Source organism: Streptomyces sp. NPDC021749, assembly GCF_040640655.1.
GTDB lineage: Bacteria > Actinomycetota > Actinomycetes > Streptomycetales > Streptomycetaceae > Streptomyces.
This window is the reverse complement of sequence record NZ_JBFACE010000010.1, coordinates 171,604-187,215: the sequence shown is the minus strand read 5'-3', so window position 1 is coordinate 187,215 and position 15,612 is coordinate 171,604. Positions and strand designations below refer to the sequence as shown.

The 15,612-nt window shown below is 70.4% G+C and carries 15 protein-coding genes and 1 pseudogene; 5 read left to right on the top strand and 11 right to left on the bottom strand.

Annotated features, from left to right (window positions below; genetic code table 11):
- Positions 1 to 30 precede the first annotated feature (30 nt).
- Entirely contained in the window at positions 31 to 519 is a 489-nt protein-coding gene (locus AB0G35_RS13060) for a CGNR zinc finger domain-containing protein (protein WP_360947911.1), read from the top strand.
- A 204-nt stretch (positions 520 to 723) separates the two neighbouring features.
- Positions 724 to 1,326, top strand: a complete 603-nt coding sequence (locus AB0G35_RS13055) for a hypothetical protein (RefSeq protein ID WP_360947815.1) — start codon at positions 724 to 726, stop codon at positions 1,324 to 1,326.
- Positions 1,327 to 1,381: 55 nt separating this feature from the next.
- Here AB0G35_RS13055 and cpt read toward each other — a convergent pair whose 3' ends face one another.
- Both cpt and AB0G35_RS13045 read right to left on the bottom strand, forming a co-directional pair.
- Positions 1,382 to 1,915 (bottom strand): chloramphenicol phosphotransferase CPT, encoded by a 534-nt coding sequence (gene cpt / locus AB0G35_RS13050; protein WP_360947813.1) that lies wholly within the window; start codon positions 1,913 to 1,915, stop codon positions 1,382 to 1,384.
- A gap of 190 nt (positions 1,916 to 2,105) precedes the next feature.
- A complete protein-coding gene (locus AB0G35_RS13045) occupies positions 2,106 to 2,945 on the bottom strand; it encodes an alpha/beta hydrolase (protein WP_360947811.1) in 840 nt (279 codons plus the stop codon).
- Between the two features lie 68 nt (positions 2,946 to 3,013).
- Here AB0G35_RS13045 and AB0G35_RS13040 point away from each other — a divergent pair, with 68 nt between their 5' ends.
- The gene (locus AB0G35_RS13040; protein ID WP_360947809.1) at positions 3,014 to 3,691 is read left to right on the top strand and encodes a sigma-70 family RNA polymerase sigma factor; all 678 of its coding nucleotides are present in this window, start codon (positions 3,014 to 3,016) and stop codon (positions 3,689 to 3,691) included.
- A gap of 191 nt (positions 3,692 to 3,882) precedes the next feature.
- Entirely contained in the window at positions 3,883 to 4,473 is a 591-nt protein-coding gene (locus tag AB0G35_RS13035) for a hypothetical protein (protein ID WP_360947807.1), read from the top strand.
- Between the two features lie 74 nt (positions 4,474 to 4,547).
- Here the strand turns inward: AB0G35_RS13035 and AB0G35_RS13030 are convergent, their stop codons facing one another.
- Positions 4,548 to 5,510 (bottom strand): zinc-binding dehydrogenase, encoded by a 963-nt coding sequence (locus AB0G35_RS13030; protein WP_360947805.1) that lies wholly within the window; start codon positions 5,508 to 5,510, stop codon positions 4,548 to 4,550.
- 148 nt (positions 5,511 to 5,658) lie between these two features.
- Between AB0G35_RS13030 and AB0G35_RS13025 the strand changes: the two genes are divergently transcribed.
- On the top strand, positions 5,659 to 6,651 hold the full coding sequence (locus AB0G35_RS13025) for a hypothetical protein (RefSeq protein WP_360947803.1): 993 nt from the start codon (positions 5,659 to 5,661) through the stop codon (positions 6,649 to 6,651).
- Positions 6,652 to 6,838: 187 nt separating this feature from the next.
- Here the strand turns inward: AB0G35_RS13025 and AB0G35_RS13020 are convergent, their stop codons facing one another.
- The 8 genes and pseudogenes from AB0G35_RS13020 to AB0G35_RS12985 all read right to left on the bottom strand — a co-directional run bounded on the left by AB0G35_RS13020 (position 6,839) and on the right by AB0G35_RS12985 (position 15,560).
- Complete coding sequence (locus AB0G35_RS13020; RefSeq protein WP_360947801.1) at positions 6,839 to 8,200, bottom strand: benzoate/H(+) symporter BenE family transporter; 1,362 nt, start codon at positions 8,198 to 8,200, stop codon at positions 6,839 to 6,841.
- The gene (locus AB0G35_RS13015) at positions 8,197 to 9,399 is read right to left on the bottom strand and encodes a PLP-dependent aspartate aminotransferase family protein (protein WP_360947799.1); all 1,203 of its coding nucleotides are present in this window, start codon (positions 9,397 to 9,399) and stop codon (positions 8,197 to 8,199) included. Before AB0G35_RS13015 ends, AB0G35_RS13020 begins: the two co-directional genes overlap by 4 nt.
- A complete protein-coding gene (locus AB0G35_RS13010) occupies positions 9,396 to 11,339 on the bottom strand; it encodes an FAD/NAD(P)-binding protein (protein WP_360947797.1) in 1,944 nt (647 codons plus the stop codon). Before AB0G35_RS13010 ends, AB0G35_RS13015 begins: the two co-directional genes overlap by 4 nt.
- On the bottom strand, positions 11,333 to 12,334 hold the full coding sequence (sbnB, locus tag AB0G35_RS13005; protein ID WP_360947795.1) for a 2,3-diaminopropionate biosynthesis protein SbnB: 1,002 nt from the start codon (positions 12,332 to 12,334) through the stop codon (positions 11,333 to 11,335). Before sbnB ends, AB0G35_RS13010 begins: the two co-directional genes overlap by 7 nt.
- Before the next feature lie 17 nt (positions 12,335 to 12,351).
- On the bottom strand, positions 12,352 to 13,320 hold the full coding sequence (gene sbnA, locus AB0G35_RS13000; protein ID WP_360947909.1) for a 2,3-diaminopropionate biosynthesis protein SbnA: 969 nt from the start codon (positions 13,318 to 13,320) through the stop codon (positions 12,352 to 12,354).
- 472 nt (positions 13,321 to 13,792) lie between these two features.
- Positions 13,793 to 13,954 (bottom strand): hypothetical protein, encoded by a 162-nt coding sequence (locus AB0G35_RS12995; protein WP_360947793.1) that lies wholly within the window; start codon positions 13,952 to 13,954, stop codon positions 13,793 to 13,795.
- Positions 13,951 to 14,169 (bottom strand): annotated as a pseudogene (locus AB0G35_RS12990) (hypothetical protein); the annotation flags it as partial. The gene AB0G35_RS12995 and the pseudogene AB0G35_RS12990, both read right to left, overlap by 4 nt.
- Before the next feature lie 233 nt (positions 14,170 to 14,402).
- Entirely contained in the window at positions 14,403 to 15,560 is a 1,158-nt protein-coding gene (locus tag AB0G35_RS12985) for an FAD-dependent monooxygenase (protein ID WP_360947791.1), read from the bottom strand.
- Positions 15,561 to 15,612 lie beyond the last annotated feature (52 nt).

Below are 15,612 nucleotides of genomic sequence, written 5' to 3'. Positions count from 1 at the left end.
CCTCTCCCGGCTCCGGCCGGGAGACTCCCGCTGGCCGCGGACCTGGCCAACCGCCGGCCGGCGAGCGCCGAGGAGCTCGCGGACCGGTGCCGCGCCGCCGGGCTGGTGCTCGAACGCCCGGTGACGTCATGGGACGTGGACCGTGTCGGAGTTGCCCTGGAGGCGTGGGAGAAGGTCGTCGATGCCGGCGACGACGAGCGTGAGCGCGCCGAGCTGCTCAACGGGATGCTGAGGGCCACCGCCGCCTACCCGCGGCTGACCAACCACGCGGGCAGCGGCTGGCACCTGCACTACCGCGACGCCGACCAATCGCTCGGCTCCCTGCTGTTCGCCCTCATCTCCGTGGGCACCGCGCTGCATCTGGCGGGGCGGGGCATGCACCGCCTCCGTCGCTGTGCGGTGACCGAGTGCGCCCTGATCTTCGCCGACACCTCCCCCACCGGCCGACAGCGCTACTGCTCCCCACGGTGCACCAACCGCGACGCGGTACGCCGCCACCGCACACGAGCCAAGCGGTGAGTAGCCGGAGTTCAGTGCAACGACTCACGGTGGCCCGCCCTCACATTGCAGGTCCGGGAAAGACGGAATCGGCCACGACCATCACCTCGGTACTGACTCTGTCTCCGCCGCGCGACGGAGCCTCCCCGTCGGCAGAACGATGCAGCGACCGGGCGGAGGGCGCGATCGTGGAATCCGTTCGAGCCCCTACCAGCAGGAGATTCCATGTCTCGCATTCGTCGCTCTGCCGTCGCGGCCACCATGGCCCTGTCCGCATGCGCCGCGGCGGTGTTGACCGTTGCTTCGGTGGAGCCGACCGCCGCGGCAGCTGACAACGCGGCAGCTCACGCCACCGACCAGCGGCACACCATCGACGAACCCGCACTCAGCGGTTCCGCGAAGCTCCAGCGCCGCCCCGGTGACGACGTCCATTTCACGATCGACGCCCACGGATTCGCCGACAAGGCCCACGGCACGTTCCATGTCAGCCACCGCTTCGGAAAGAAGTGGAGCGCCGCGTTCAAGGGCCGTATCGATTGCCTGCTCACCGGAGGACCGGTCGCCGTGGCCACCGGCATCGTGACCGATTCGCACTTCAAGGGCGCCCCCGGCCTGCCGCGCATCGGGGACTTGAAGGGGAAGCGCTTCGGCTTCACCGTACTGGACGGGGGCAAGAAGGGGGACCGGCTGGGCTATAGCTGGGCGATGGACGGCCTGCCGAAGAAGAGCGTAGGCAAGTGTCTGGGCTCGGCCCCGTTCGAGACCCTGGAGAAGGGCGACTTCACCGTCCATCACTGGATGCCGCCCCGCGAGCCCGTGAAGAAGTAGTTCCTTCCGAGGTCGCCGTGGCCGACGGCCGTGTCCTGGCCCGTCGGCCCGGCGATCAGCTGACGTGGGCGGCGATGGTGCGCGCACACACCAGGGACTCGGTATGCGTCGTGTCCACCTCCAGGTCGTACGACACGCCCCGGTGCACCACCTCCGCCTGCGACACGGCCATCCCCTGGACGCGATCCCCTCGGGCGACCTCACGGGCCGCGGCGACCTCACTCTCACACCTGACGCCCACCCACAACACGCTCAGCCCGCCGAGTGCCTTCTGCCACCGCTGCTGGGACGCCGCTCCGCCGAGGAAGACCTCATCGATGATGATCCTGGCGCCGGCACGGGCCATCGCCACGATGCCCTCCGTCCAGGCCACCTCCAGCGCCCGGAGCTCCGCACCGACGCTCACCTCACCATCCGCCGCGATCGCGATCCCCTCGTTGGACGTCTGCATCTTCGCGGGCATGGCGTCGACGAACGAGTCGCACCCGAACGCCAGCCACGGATCCGGCAGTACGTCCTGCAGGCACCGTACGATCCCGGACTTCCCCGAGCTGGAACCACCGTTGAGAAGGATCATCTGAGTCGCCACCGCGCCACGGTAAGGCACTTCCCACACGGCACGAAACGCATACCCTCCAGGGCTCCACCGCTGAGCCGCCGGGCCGTTGGGCCGTTGGGCCGTTGAGCCACTGAGCCGCAGGGGCGCTGAGCCGCTTCGCCGCTGTTGCCGCTGTTGCCGCTGTTGCCGCTGTTACCACTGAGCAACGGGACCAGACGGGCTACCCCAGGAACGCCGCAGTGGTCGCCACGAACCGATCGGCGTCGTCGAGCCAGGGGTAGTGGCCCGCTCCCGGCTGCACGACGAGTGCGGCGTCACGGAACAGCTCCGCGAACTCCGCAACCGACCGAGGCGGGCTGTTCAGGTCGAACTCTCCGGCGAGCAGCAGAACGGGGCCCTCGTAGGTGGCGAGTGCGGCGCGCGTGGCCTCCGGGGCGAAGGCACCCTCGGCCGCGAAGAGGGCGACGGCTTCCTCATTGTCCGGCCGGCCGGCCGCGTGGTGGTGCTGCGCGGCAGCGTCCCACCGGCCGTAGAAGAACGGGGCGATGGCTTCCCAGTCGCTGCCCGCGCCCTCGGTGATCGCCTCCAGGGCGGTGAAGGCCGACGGGAACCACGGCTCATTTTTGCGGAGTTGTGCGAGCTTGCGTCGCGTCTCCCCGGTGATCGCGATGCCAACCGCGCGGGCACTGGGGGCAATCAGGGCCAGCTTGCTGACGCGCTCGGGGTACCGGGCCAGGTATTGGGTCGCGAGGTTGGCACCGGCGGAGTGGCCCAGCAGATCGATCCGGGCGAGCCCGAGGTGGACGCGCAGGGCCTCGACATCGTCGACGAGGCGGTCGCAGCGGTAGGTGGAAGTGTCGTCGGGAACCGCGGACTTACCGGTGCCGCGAAGGTCCAGGAAGATCACCTGGCGGTCCTCCGGCAGTCCGCCGAGGTTCCCTAGGTAGCGGGAATCCGTGGGCCCGCCCGGTAGACACACCACCGGGCGGCCCTCGCCCTGGATGCGGTAGGCGAGCCGGGTGCCGTCGGGTGCGGAGAAGACAGAAAGCATGACACGCATCGTTGCAGTCATAACCCGGTTGTACAACTGGGTTATGACGCACGCCGGGTCAGGTGTATAACCGGAATGTGGCAGGCGAAGACAACCGGCACCGGAACGACGACGGCTCCCGGCACCAGAACGACAACGGGACGCAGCACCCCCCGCGGACGCTCACCGAGGAACAGGCCGCCCGGATACTCGCCGGGATGAACGAGGTCATTCGGGCGGGCGAGGAGATGCGCAAGCTCCGCACGGAGATGATCAAGACCTTCGCCGGCTTCGGCTGGACTCAGGACAAGATCGCCCAGCTCACCGAGATGAGCCAGCCCGCCGTGTCCAAGCAGGTGAAGAAGTCCAAGCTGAGCGACCCAGCGCCCCCGATGGACCTCTCCCTCGACCAGCGCGACGTCCCATGGCTCGAAGGACGCCTGTGGGGGCTCGCTGAGGAGATCTCGGAGACCTGCGACGACAGCGCACGCTGCACCCGCTACGTCAACGCCCTGGCCCGGGGACGGAAGCGCTTCACCCCTCAGAACGTCGATGAACTGCGACGCCTCGTCGAGGAGGACCTGAGGCAGCATCAGTCGCTCCTGCCCGGCAGCTATCGGGACGCCTACGACCGGATCAGCCGGGCTCTCGACGTCCCGTCACCACGCAGGTCCAGCAGGGGCGCCACCTCCTCCGCCTCCTCCACTTCGTCCCCCTCCGCGCGGCGAACCCTCGCCTGTCAGATCCAACGTGACCAGCTCCGGGACGACTCCTGACCGCGAATCGTGCGCACCCGTAGCGCCTCGACGAGGCGGCCTGGCGAGCGGATCTCGGGGCCGGCAGCGGCGCGGATTTCGGAGCACCGGCCTCGGGGCGGATCTCGGGGCCGACCTCGGCGCGGATCTCGGGGATGCGTCAGGGTCGGCACCTGATGTGACTCAGGGTGCCGGGCCCGTACTTTTTGATCATGACTTCACCACGCACCGCATTCCTCACCGCCCCCGTCCTGATGGGTGCTTACGGCGTGCTCCGCATCATCGACGGCCTCGACGGCAGCCGCGGGCCGGGCGCCGCATGGACCGTCGGTCACCTGTGCTTCCTCGGGGCGCTCGTCTTCTTCGTGCAGGGCTTCGGCACGATGCGCGCGTGTGCGGGTCACAACCGGCCGGCCGCGGTGGGATGGTGGACCGGGACAGCGGGAGCCGTGGCCCTGGCTGTGCAGTTCCTCATCGACCTCACGGTCGGGTTCCTCTCCGCCGACCACGGCGCCATGCAGGAGCTGTTCGCCCATGTCCAGGCCATACCCGGAGTGCTTCCGCTGGTCTACGACTACGGGCCGCTGCTGTTCTTCGTCGGCCAGCTGATCCTCGTCGTCCAGCTCGCCGTCCGCCGCGTCCTCAAGCCGTGGGCGCCCGTTCTCGTACTCGTCAGCATCACGCTGCCCTTCGCCAGCAAGGACCTCATACCGCTCGGAGCCGCGCTCCTGCTGCTCGCCTTCGCCCCGCTGTACCGCCCCGGTGCGGACCCGCGCCGGCGTTCGAGGGTGCGACCGGCCTGAACGTGCAGGCGGCGCCCCTCCTGAGTACGCCTGATCAGTCGCTGCCTCTGGGGGTCAGCGGGCAGTCCTCGGCCTCACGGCATGAGGATCAGCTTTCCCTTGGTGCGGCGGGCCAGCAGGTCCTCGTGGGCATCGCGTGCGTGCCCGAGGTCGTACGCGGCGCCGACCAGGGGCCGCAGGCGTCGCCGTGCGGCGAGGTCCAGCAGTTCCTCAAGTGCCGCTCCCCCAGCGCCTCTTCGGGCGATCAGCGGGATGAGCCAGAAGCCGGCCACGGTGATGCTGTCCACCGCGAGCCGGCCGGGGTCGATGGCGGCGGCGGCCTGCCGTGAGGAGGCACCGTACGTCACCAGGCGTCCCAGATATCCGAGTGCGTCCAGTGCGGAGTCGAGGACGGGGCCACCGACGGCGTCCAGGATGATGTCGACCGGTCGGCCGTGATGGGCGTCGAGTACGCGCTCCCGGTAGCCCTCCGCGGCACCGTCGATCGCCGCGTCCGCACCGAGTTCCAGGGCGAAGGCGCGCTTCTCGTCGGAGGAGGCCGTGGCGATGATGCGCCCGGCGCCGAACTCCCGGGCCAGTTGGACGGCGAGACTGCCGGTCCCGCCTGCGGCCGCATGGACCACCACGCTCTCACCGGGCCGTATCCGCGCGACCGAGCGCAGCAGATGCCATGCGGTCAGTCCCTGTACGAGCAACGCCAGCGCCTCGCCGGCACTCACTTCGTCCGGCAGCGCGACCAGGTCACGGTCGGCGACGGCCGTCTTGGCGGCGTACCCGCCCTGCGCCACATAGCCGAGTACCCGTCGGCCGTCCGCGGTCCGGCCGACGACCTCCATACCGGGGATGCGCGGCAACGGCCCCTTGGGCGCGTACGGGCCTTCGGTGTGCTCACCGGCGATCTGCTTGATGTCACCGAAGTTGACGCCGGCCGCCTCCACCTCCACGAGGGTCTCGCCCGGCCCCGCCACCGGGGCCGGCACCTCGGTCTCCCGCAAGACGTCTGGTCCACCGAACCGCTCGTAACGCATCGCACGCATGGACACACCCCTCCCCGTACTGATCATCACGCCGTGTCCCAGTGTCACTCATCGCCGGCTACTACCGGCAACGGGAGGGGCATGGTCGGCGCCCCCGCCGGAGCCACCGCCGGCCCCGATGTCAGTGGTGTCCGCTTCAATGCCTGCCATGAACGAACCGGACGACGCACGGACCGCCCAGGACGTACTCCTCACGGCCGTCCACCGCCTGGCCTGGCCCGGCACCGGAGATCTGGCGTGTGAAGAGCCAGGACACCCGAGGGGACACATCTGCCTGTCAGTGCCTGCGAACCTCTCGGACCGGACCGGCCTCTCCGCGCTCCAGGAGGCACTCAGCGGACGCTACGGACAACCGCGCAATCTCGCGATGGACGGGTACGCCGATCCGACCGTCACCCCGCGGACGGGACTGCCGCTGCTGCCCCCGTTCGGTGAACGGCTCGTCGACATGCGCGCATGGTCGCACGGGAGCCGGTGGATCGGCTGCGGCAGCGCCCGTTTCGACGACGGCACACGACCCGTGGTGCTGATCGCGGAAGGGCACGATCCCGCCACGGACGTACCGGAGGGCTCTTCCTGGGTGGACGGAATCGTCGCCGTGACGGGATGGGACGCCTCCGGCGTGCGGACGGTCGACTGGGCGGATGTCGAGGCCCGGATCGGGACCCCGCTGCCCAGCGACTACAAGCGCCTCGTCGACATTTTCGGGGACGGCGCCTTCGATGAATTCCTCCAACTGCACGTTCCCGACGCCTATTTCAAGAGCTCCGACATCATCCGGCACACCGAGTGGCTGAGCGGGTGGACGAGGGCCAGGAGAAGCCGCCTATGGGAACCGTACGAGCTCTACCCCGTGCCCGGCGGGCTGCTGCAGTGGGCGAGCACCGAACAGGCCGACCAGTTCTTCTGGCTCACCGACGGCGCCGACCCCGACCGCTGGCCCATCCTCATCACGGAAGACATCCCCGACTCATGGGTCCGGTTCGACGGCACCACCACCGAATTCATCTACCGCATGCTCACCGACCGGCAGCACCCCTTCTCCACGGCCCGCTATTTCGACAGCCACTGGTTCGAGAGTTACGGGAGTGAGGGCAGAAGCGAGGAAGAAGACCAGGGTCAGCACCAGAACGAGAGCTAGGACCGGGACCCGAGGGTTCAGCAAGGGGCGCATGATGCCGGCGGTCTCGGCGCGTCGCCCGTGGTGCCCGCGGTGCCTGCCTGGTTCCTGCGGCCCGTACCGGCGGACACGGGAAGCGGCCGCCCCGATCAGGTGGTCGGGGCGGCCGCTTCCCGTGCGGCGGTGGGTGATTTCCTGTCGTACGCGCTTACTTGGCGGCGGGCTGTGGGCCGTTCGCGCCTTCGCGGGTGCTGCGCCAGCGGGTGAGGAGGAGGTGGGCGGCGACGCCGAAGACCAGTCCCCAGAAGGCCGAGCCGACGCCGAGGAGGGTGACTCCGGACGCGGTGGTGAGGAAGGTGATCAGGGCGGCCTCGCGGTCCTTCTCCTCGGTGACCGCTCCGGTCAGGCCGCCGGCCAGCGCTCCGAGCAGGGCGACGCCAGCGATGGCGGCGACCAGTTCCTTGGGCAGGCCAGCGAAGAAGACCACCAGGGTGGTGCCGAAGGCGCCGATCAGGAGGTAGAACGCCCCGCATGCGACACCGGCGACATAGCGGCGCTTGGGGTCGCGGTGGGACTCGGGCCCGGTGCAGATCGCCGCGGTGATGGCCGCGAGGTTGACGGCGTGCGATCCGAAGGGGGCGAGCAGGGTGGAGACCAGGCCGGTCGAGCCGATCAGCAGACGGTCCTTGGGCCGGTATCCGGAGGCGGTGAGGACCGCCATACCGGGGGCGTTCTGCGAGGCGAGGGTGGCCAGGATCATGGGCACCGCGATGCCGATGAGCGAGGCAACCGAGAACTCGGGAGTGGTCAGCAAGGGGCGGGCCAGCTCGATGCTGTGCAGATTGATGTGCAGGCGCGAGGTGGCGGCGCTGCAGACCACGCCCGTGGCCAGCGCGATCAGCACGGCGTACCGCGGCAGCCACCGCTTGCCGAGCAGATAGGCCAGCAGGACGGGTCCGGCGATCCACGGCGCGGTCTTCAGGGAGGTGAAGACACCGGTGCCGAAGGAGAACAGGATGCCCGCGAGCATGGCCGACACCACTGCCGTGGGCACCTGCCGGATGAGCCACCCGAACACCCCGGTCAGTCCGACCAGGGTGATCACGACACCGGTGACGAGGAACGCGCCGATGGCCTCCGGGTACGAGTAGGCGCCCAGGCTGGTGACCAGCAGGGCCGCGCCGGGCGTCGACCACGCGGTGATGACCGGCATCTTCGTCCGCAGGCTGAGCCCGATGCAGGTCAGACCGCTGCCTATGGAGATGGCCCAGACCCAGGAGCCGGTCTGCGCCTGGTTCAGACGGCCGGCCGTGGCGGCGGCGAGCACGATGACCAGCGGGCCGGAGTACGAGACCACGACGGCCACGAATCCGGCGAGGACCGCGGACAGCGAGAGGTCGCCCCAAAAGCCCCCGCGGGCGGCAGGTTGGCCGGATTCCGCCGGTGTGGGGGTGCCGGCACCGCCCGCCGTGCTCGTGCTCCCCGCGGCGGTGGTGCCGGTATGACCAGTGGTGCTGGTACTTGTGCTGGTGCTGTCGGTGGTGCTGGTGTTGCTGGTGTCTGAGCTCACGGGGCGTCCTTCGCGGCGCGTTCCAGTGCCTGCTCCAGATCGGCGATGAGGTCGGCCGGGTCCTCGACGCCGATGGACAGCCGGAGCATGTCCTTGGGTGATGTGCTGTCCGGTCCCTCGAATGTGTAGCGGTGTTCGATGAGGCTTTCCACCCCACCCAGGGATGTGGCGCGAATGAACAGTTCGCAGTGTTCGGCCGCGCGCAGGGAACGCGTCCAGTCCCCGGCGATGTGCAGCGAGAGCATGCCGCTGTAGCCGCCGGTCATCTGCCGGGAGGCGACCTTGTGGCCCGGGTCGGTGGGCAGTCCCGGGTAGGCGACCCGGCTGACCAGCGGGTGGGCGGAGAAGTGCTCGGCCAGGGTCATGGCGGAGGCCGAGATCTGGCGCATGCGCGGGAAGAGCGTCCGTATGCCGCGCAGCAGCAGGTACGTCTCCCAGGGGCCGAGGATCGGGCCGGTCAGGCGGCGGTGCAGGCGCAGCCGCTCCCAGAGGGCCTGGCGCTCCTCGGTCGGGTCCGGGGCGGCCACGAGGAGGCCGGCCACCACGTCGTTGTGGCCGTTCAGGTACTTCGTGCCGGAGTGCATGATCAGGTCGGCGCCGAGGTCGAAGGGCCGGGTGTGCACCGGCGTGGGAACGGTGTTGTCCACGCCGAAGAGCGCGCCGGCCCGGTGGGCGATCTCGGCGCAGGCTTCGAGGTCGGTGACCAGCCAGGTGGGGTTGGCCGGGGATTCCGCCCACAGCAGGGCGGTGGGTGCCGCGTCGACCGCGTGGGCGACCGCGTCCAGGTCGTCCATCGGGACGCGTACGACCTCCAGTCCGCGCTGCGGGCCGAACTCCAGCAGCCACTTGGTGAGGCCGAAGTACATGGTCTGCGGCACCACGACCCGGGCGCCGGCGGGCAGGACCTGGAAGACGGCGGTGGCGGCGGCCATCCCGGAGGAGAAGACCAGCGCGTCGGAGCCGCCCTCCAGCCCGGCGACGACGCTCTCGACCTGCTCGTAGCCCGGCGTGCCCTGGTCCCGCAGGTAGGCGAAGCCGGCCGGGGTGCGGTACTGGTCGTCGCGGGCGAAGGTCGCCCCCATGCTCACCGGCGGCGGCACCGCACCGGTGGTCGGGCAGCGCCAGCCGTCGCCCTGGGCGGCTCGGGTCTCGATGCGGTACTCCCGGGTCCAGGGAGTGTAGGTCTCGCGGTTGCTCATGATGTCCTCTTGGTCAGGGCCGGCAGGGCGGTGCGGAGGGCGAGTTCGGCGTCCTTCAGCGCACGGGACGGCGCGCCGGGCGAGGGGACGTAGTGGTTGTAGTAGCTGGATCCCTCGGTGTGCGGGCCGAGGAAGAACAGCGTGTGCCGCACCTCTCCGGTGGGGCCGATGCCCTGTCCCTCGCGGGTGACGTGGAGTCCGGCGACCCGGGTGCCGCGCCGGGCCAGGGTGGTGATGCGGCCGGCCGCGACGAGCCGGCCCAGCAGCGAGGTGGGCAGCCGGTCCGCGCTCGGCTCGGCGACATGGGCGTGCACGACGTGCGGGACCTCGACGCTTTCGGGCCGGGCCAGGCAGGTGGACTCCAGGCGCCACGGGCCTCGGCCGCTCGGGGCGATGACCTTCGGCCGCGGCCCGGGACCGAGCCGGAGCACTCCGGCGTCCAGCAAGGACAGCAGCTCCGCCGACCGGTCCAGCTGCGGGCCGATCACCAGGCGGTTGACGGCGGAGTTGAACTCCCCGAAGAAGTGGTCCAACGAGAGGTCGTCGACACCCGGCGGGTCGATCACGGCCCGGAGGACGTCGCGGTGGTCGCGCAGCACTTCCAGGGCTTCCTTGACGGGGCTGGCGCCCAGTCCGTCGCGCGCCTCGGCCAGGTCGTCCGCGACCCGGGCGGCGAACCACTCGGCGTACCCGGCCGCGTCGGCCCATTGCCGGTCGGCGGGCTCCTCGGTCAGTACGCCGTGCAGCGGGTAGGGTCCGAACTCCTCCCGCGCGGCGGCCAGCGCCCGGTCACCGCCCGATGCGGCCACGCGACGGGCGAACTCGGCGCCCGCGCCCTCGGCATCGCCCGTCGTACGGGCCAGGACGGTGCGGTAGTAGGCCAGTTCCATCTCGGCCTCGACCAGCGGCAGTACGTCGTCGAGGAAGGTGAGCCGTCCGTCCGCACGCCGCCGGCGCAGGGCGGCGATCCGGTCCGTGGTCAGGACGAGCGGAGCGAAGCGGGTCCGGCCCGGGTTGAGGTGCGGACGGCTGCGCGAGGGCATCCCGGAACGGTTGGCCAGCACGATCCGCGGCTCGCGGCCGCTGGGGACGTAACGCAGCCGGCCGCCGTCGTCCGCCGGTTCGTGCCGGCCACCGCGGCCCAGGGTCAGGCTGGCGATCACGTCCATGGCGGTCAGCCCCATGCCCAGCACCGCGACCTCGTCGCCGGCCGCGATCCCGTCGAGGGCGGTGGGCAGCGGGTAGGGGTGGGTGATCAGACCGGGGCCGGCGGGCGGTTCGTCCGGGGAGGCGGCGGGGAGGTGGAGCGAGTGGTGTCCGACGGTCACGAAGACCGCGTCGGCCTCCAGCCGCGTTCCGTCGTCGAGGAGCACGACCTCGCCGCCGTCTTCGCCGGGCCGGATGTCGGTGGCCGTGGTGGCGTGCCGTATCAGGACGAAGCAGGGCGGCGCGGCGGCGACGATGCGTTCGGCCGCCCAGGTGAGGTACTCGCTCAGCAGCCGCCGGGGCAGGAAGTCGTTCGGCCGGACCGGCCGGCCCTCCCCCGCGCGCACGGTGTATCCGTCCGCGGCCAGCCGCAGGTCCCTCTCCTGGCACCAGGTGTGCAGGGAAGGGCCGCTGACGCGGGTGGGGCCGTCCACCATCGCGTCGTCCGCGAAGGCGGTGATCTGCGCGCAGACCGTGTTGAGCAGGAGGTGGTCGGGCTGGTCGCGGAGGTGGAAGCCGGGGCCGAGGGGCTGGGGGTCCACGAGGTGGACGGTGACCGGGAAGGGCTCCGCCAGGCACTGGCTGACGAGCCGCTCCACGATGCCCAGCCCGCGGGAGCCGGCGCCCACGATCGCCAGGGTGGGGTGCCGCTCGCCGTCCCAGGAGGCCGCCGGGTCGGCCGACGGGGCCCCCGCGCGCTCCGTGTTCGCGGTGTAGTGCTCCGTCGTCACCACCGGCGCGTCTCCCCGAAGAAGTTGGGGACCGCGATGGCCGAGCCGGCCTCCCGGGCGTGCTGCAGGACGTACGCGCCGACGGCCAGGTCGAGGACGCCGAGGCCGAACGGCGAGAAGATCACCGGTCGTTCCTCGGACACCGTCACGTCGCCGTTCAGGACGCCGGCGAGGGTGCCGGTCACGAAGTCCCGCGAGCCGGTCAGCTGCTCCGCGAGGTGCGGCGAGGTGTTGGCCTTCAGGCAGTGGTCGACGTCGTCGAAGATGTTGTCCGCCGCGAGCACCACCTCGGGGGTGAGATCCCGCAGCGACACGTTCAGCACGACCTGGCCGGGCTTGAACGGGGTGGTGACGTACGGCTCCAGTGCGGTGGTGGCGAAGACCACGGTCTCCGCCTCCAGCGCCGTGCCCCGGTCGGCGGTGAAGGAGGCGGGGCGCTGCTGGGTGGTGCGCAGATGGTCGACCAGCGCCTGGCCCGACTCCTCGTGGAGGTCGTGCACGAGGTAGGCGTCCGGGTTGCAGCCGGCGGCGTGGAGGTAGTCGCAGATGTTGCGGGCGATGACACCGCCGCCGACGATCGCGATCCGGGTGCCCTCAAAGCCGGCCGGGCGCAGGGCGGTTGCGGCCACGGCGGCGGACGCGGCGGTGCGGGCGGCGCTGATGTTCGCCGCTTCCAGACAGGCGATCGGGTAGCCGGTCTCGTAGTCGTTGAGGATGAGCACGGCCGAGGCGCGGGGCTTCCCGGCCTGGGTGTTCTTGGGGAAGCTGGCAATCCATTTGATGCCCGCGAGCTGGACGTCGGCGCCGAGATAGGCGGGCAGGGCGATGATCCGGGAGTCGGGCTTCTCCGGGAACCGGAGGAAATAGCTGTCGGGGTTGATGCTTTCCCCGGCCTCATGGCTGCGATATGCCTGGCCGACGATACCGAGGACCTCGGCCCGCCGGTCGCTCAGGATCTCGCGTACGGTCTCGCCCGCCACCACGTCGAAGTCGAACATGAAAAACACACCTCTCCTCAGGCGCCGGCCTGAGAAACTTCCGATATTTCCGAGCAGATGAGTTCGGGCCAGCGGTCGGCCACCCAGGAGTCGTCGTAGATCGTCTCCAGGTAGCGCTCACCGAAGTCCGGTGAAAGGGCGACCACGACGCTTCCCTCGGGGATTTCCTTGGCCTTGGCGCGCACCGCGGACAGCACCGTTCCACTGGATCCGCCGAGCAGCAGACCACGTTCTTCGGCCAGCATTCTGCACATGTCCACGGCATCCGCTTCGGGCACCATGACGACTTCGTCGATACGGCGCTCATCGAGGATTTCGGGACGCCGGCTCGTGCCGAGGCCCGGGATGTGGCGCCGGGCGGGCGGGCCGCCGAAGGACACCGACCCGACGGCGTCGACGGCGATGATCCGGGTGGCCGGGCTGTGCTGCCGGAAGTACTCCGCGCAGCCCATCAGGGTCCCCGTCGTCCCGGCCCCGATGAACGCGTAGTCGACATGGCCGATCTCGTCCAGGATGGAGCGCCCGGTGCGGTCGCGGTGCACCTGGGGGCCGGCCGGATTCGCGTACTGGTTCAGCCAGTAGGTGTCGGGCTCGCACGCCAGGCGGTCGCGGATGTAGTTGATGCGGGACTGCAGATAGCCGCCGTTGCCGTCGCGGATGTCGATGACGACGACCTCGGCGCCGAGCGCCTGCATCAGCCGCACGGCCTGCGCGTTGGCGTTGGGGTCGGTCACACAGGTCAGGCGGTACCCCTTGGCCGCACAGACCATGGCGAGGGCCACCCCGAGATTCCCCGACGTCGATTCGATGAGGCGGGTACGCGGAAATTCGCGCCCCGATTCCTCGGCCCGGGCCACCAGGGCGATGGCCGTCTTGAGCTTGACCGAGCCTGCCGGGTTGAGGCCCTCAAGTTTCAGGAAGACGGAACTTCCAGGTACGAGATGATCGGCCCGGATGAACAGGTCGTCCAAGACCAGATCATAAATTTCTTCTGCTATCACGGAAATCCAACACTGTTGAGTGCGGGCACGCAGAGGTGCGGCCCGGGCCGAAATTGCGAGAACCCATGGGCGTACTCACTGCGCCCGGTCAATACGCAGACATGCAGAAGATGGTTTCCCCCCGTTTGTCGCCTACTTGTCCCCCGAGTCCGCGACTCTCAAATGGTGCCACACCCCCGCACGGTTCGTACAGGACATTTTTTCGAGTAGGGACGTTTCACCCGGTTCCGACCCGGCCGGAATTTGACATTCCAAATATGCTTCAGAACTCAACAATGCAAAGGGAGTTGCAATGTGCAGCTCGGAGGCGCCTCTCGCGCCGCCGGTACGGAGTTCTCCACCGCACCTCAGAATCAACGAAAGTGGAATTCCAGTCTCCGTGGTCGTTGCACCACGTCCACGACGCCGCGGGCAACGGCCGGTACCACGGCCGCCTCGACACCGAGCACTGCGGCACTCAGGCCAGGCCGCGTCGCGCCTGCTCGAAGTCGATCAGCTCCTGGGTGAGTTCCTCCGGGTCCACCGTGAACTCGGGCTCGTACAGGGCGTCGTAGTCCTGCACGCCGAGGGTCAGACGCTCGGTAGCCGGTCGTCGAGGCCGGGAGACGGGGGCCGTCATCGACGGGACGACCGGAGCCGCAGCGCGCGGACGGACCAGTCGAGCACCGGTGCCAGGCCGTCCGGGGCCGGCCAGCCGTTGACCGCCGCGAGCATCCGTCGCACCGCGGCGCGGAAGTCGGGGTCCAGGGACAGTTCGGCCAGCTCCACCCAGGCACGGACCTGCTCGGCATCGGGGTCGTCGGGCAGCTCAGGGGTCATCGTGCGCACGATGCCGGTGAATGTCGTGAACCGCATCGACGGCCAGTTCGCCGATGGAGCAGAGGTCGTCGTGCATGCCCTCACCTTCGTGTCTCCCCCTACTGGAGACTCAAGTCCACCAGGCGTCCTGCCTCGACGCGTTCGGTAGGTACGCGTCGGGCCGCGTCGCACCGCGCCGGTGCATCGCCTCGGTCCGTCCGTCCCCGTCTCCCCCGTCTTCCCCTCTCCCCCGTCTCCCCGTCTCCCCGTCACTGCAGTCGCGGCGGCGTCCAGTCGGCGTGACGGAGGACGGTGCGGACGGAGGCGCGGGACGGGGCGAGTCGGAGTGCCGTGTTGCGCAGGGCGATGGCCACGGGGTGGGTCAGCTGCTGGCCCATACGGCCGGCTCGGCGGGCGGCGCGGGCGACGGACTGGCTGCGGAGGCGGCGTTCCGCGTCGTAGCGGGTCAGCGCCGCCTCGACGCCCGGCTCGGTGGCCAGGGCGGCGGCGAGTGTGGCCGCGTCCTCCAGTGCCTGGCAGGCGCCCTGGCCGAGGTGCGGGGTCATGGCGTGGGCCGCGTCGCCGAGGACGGCGATGCGGCCCACGGCGTAGGTGGGCAGGGGGACGGCCAGTTCGTTGATGTCGTGGTGCAGCACAGCCTCGGGCCGGGTGGCTTCCAGCAGCGCCGGGATCGGGTCGTGCCAGTCGGCGAATCGGCGGCGCATCTCGGCGAGCGGGTCGGGAAAGCGCACACCGGCGGGCGAGTTGAGGACCGCGTGCCATTCGGCGCGGCCGTCGGTGAAGGCGATGTGGCCGAACTCGGCGCCCGGCCCCCAGGTCAGTTCGAAGTCGGTGCGCAGCTCGACCGGTTGGTGGGTGACGGCGCGGAGCACGGTCGAACCGCTGTAGGCGGGCCCGGGGTGGCCGGGGAAGAGCTGCCTGCGCAGCCGGCTGTTGATGCCGTCGGCGGCCACGACCAGATCCGCTTCGAGAAGGGTCTCCCCCACCGGTATCCGCAGCCGGGCCGGGTCGGAGCCGTCGACGGAGGTCACCTCGGCGCCGATGCGGAGTGACTCGGGCGGCAGGGCCTCGCGCAGCAACCGGTGGAGCACGGCGCGCGGGATGCCGACGATCGGGCTGCCCAGTGCACGCTCCAGCGCCGCACCGTCCATACGGGCCAGCCGGCCGCCGTCCGGCGTACGGGTGCCGCCGACGTACTGCGGTCGTGCGGCTGCGCGTACCGCCGCGCCCACGCCGAGGGCGTCCAGGGCACGGATGCCGTTGGCGTGCAGGGAGATGCCGGCACCGGCGTCGTCGAGGACGGGAGCGCGTTCGACGACGGTCACCTTCCAGCCGATCCTGCGCAGAGCGATCGCCGCGGCCAGTCCGCCGATGCCTCCCCCGACCACCACCGCACTGCTGCCCACAACGGCCCCCTCTCTTGCCGTCCCCCGGCCCTGCACGGCAGGAGGCGGCCCC

Coding starts and splice junctions, on each gene's coding strand:
- AB0G35_RS13055 (WP_360947815.1), top strand. CDS start 724: ATGTCTCGCATTCGTCGCTCTGCCGTCGCGGCCACCATGGCCCTGTCC.
- AB0G35_RS13045 (WP_360947811.1), bottom strand. CDS start 2,945: ATGCGTGTCATGCTTTCTGTCTTCTCCGCACCCGACGGCACCCGGCTC.
- AB0G35_RS13035 (WP_360947807.1), top strand. CDS start 3,883: ATGACTTCACCACGCACCGCATTCCTCACCGCCCCCGTCCTGATGGGT.
- AB0G35_RS13030 (WP_360947805.1), bottom strand. CDS start 5,510: ATGCGTGCGATGCGTTACGAGCGGTTCGGTGGACCAGACGTCTTGCGG.
- AB0G35_RS13025 (WP_360947803.1), top strand. CDS start 5,659: ATGAACGAACCGGACGACGCACGGACCGCCCAGGACGTACTCCTCACG.
- AB0G35_RS13015 (WP_360947799.1), bottom strand. CDS start 9,399: ATGAGCAACCGCGAGACCTACACTCCCTGGACCCGGGAGTACCGCATC.
- sbnB (WP_360947795.1), bottom strand. CDS start 12,334: ATGTTCGACTTCGACGTGGTGGCGGGCGAGACCGTACGCGAGATCCTG.
- AB0G35_RS12995 (WP_360947793.1), bottom strand. CDS start 13,954: ATGACGGCCCCCGTCTCCCGGCCTCGACGACCGGCTACCGAGCGTCTG.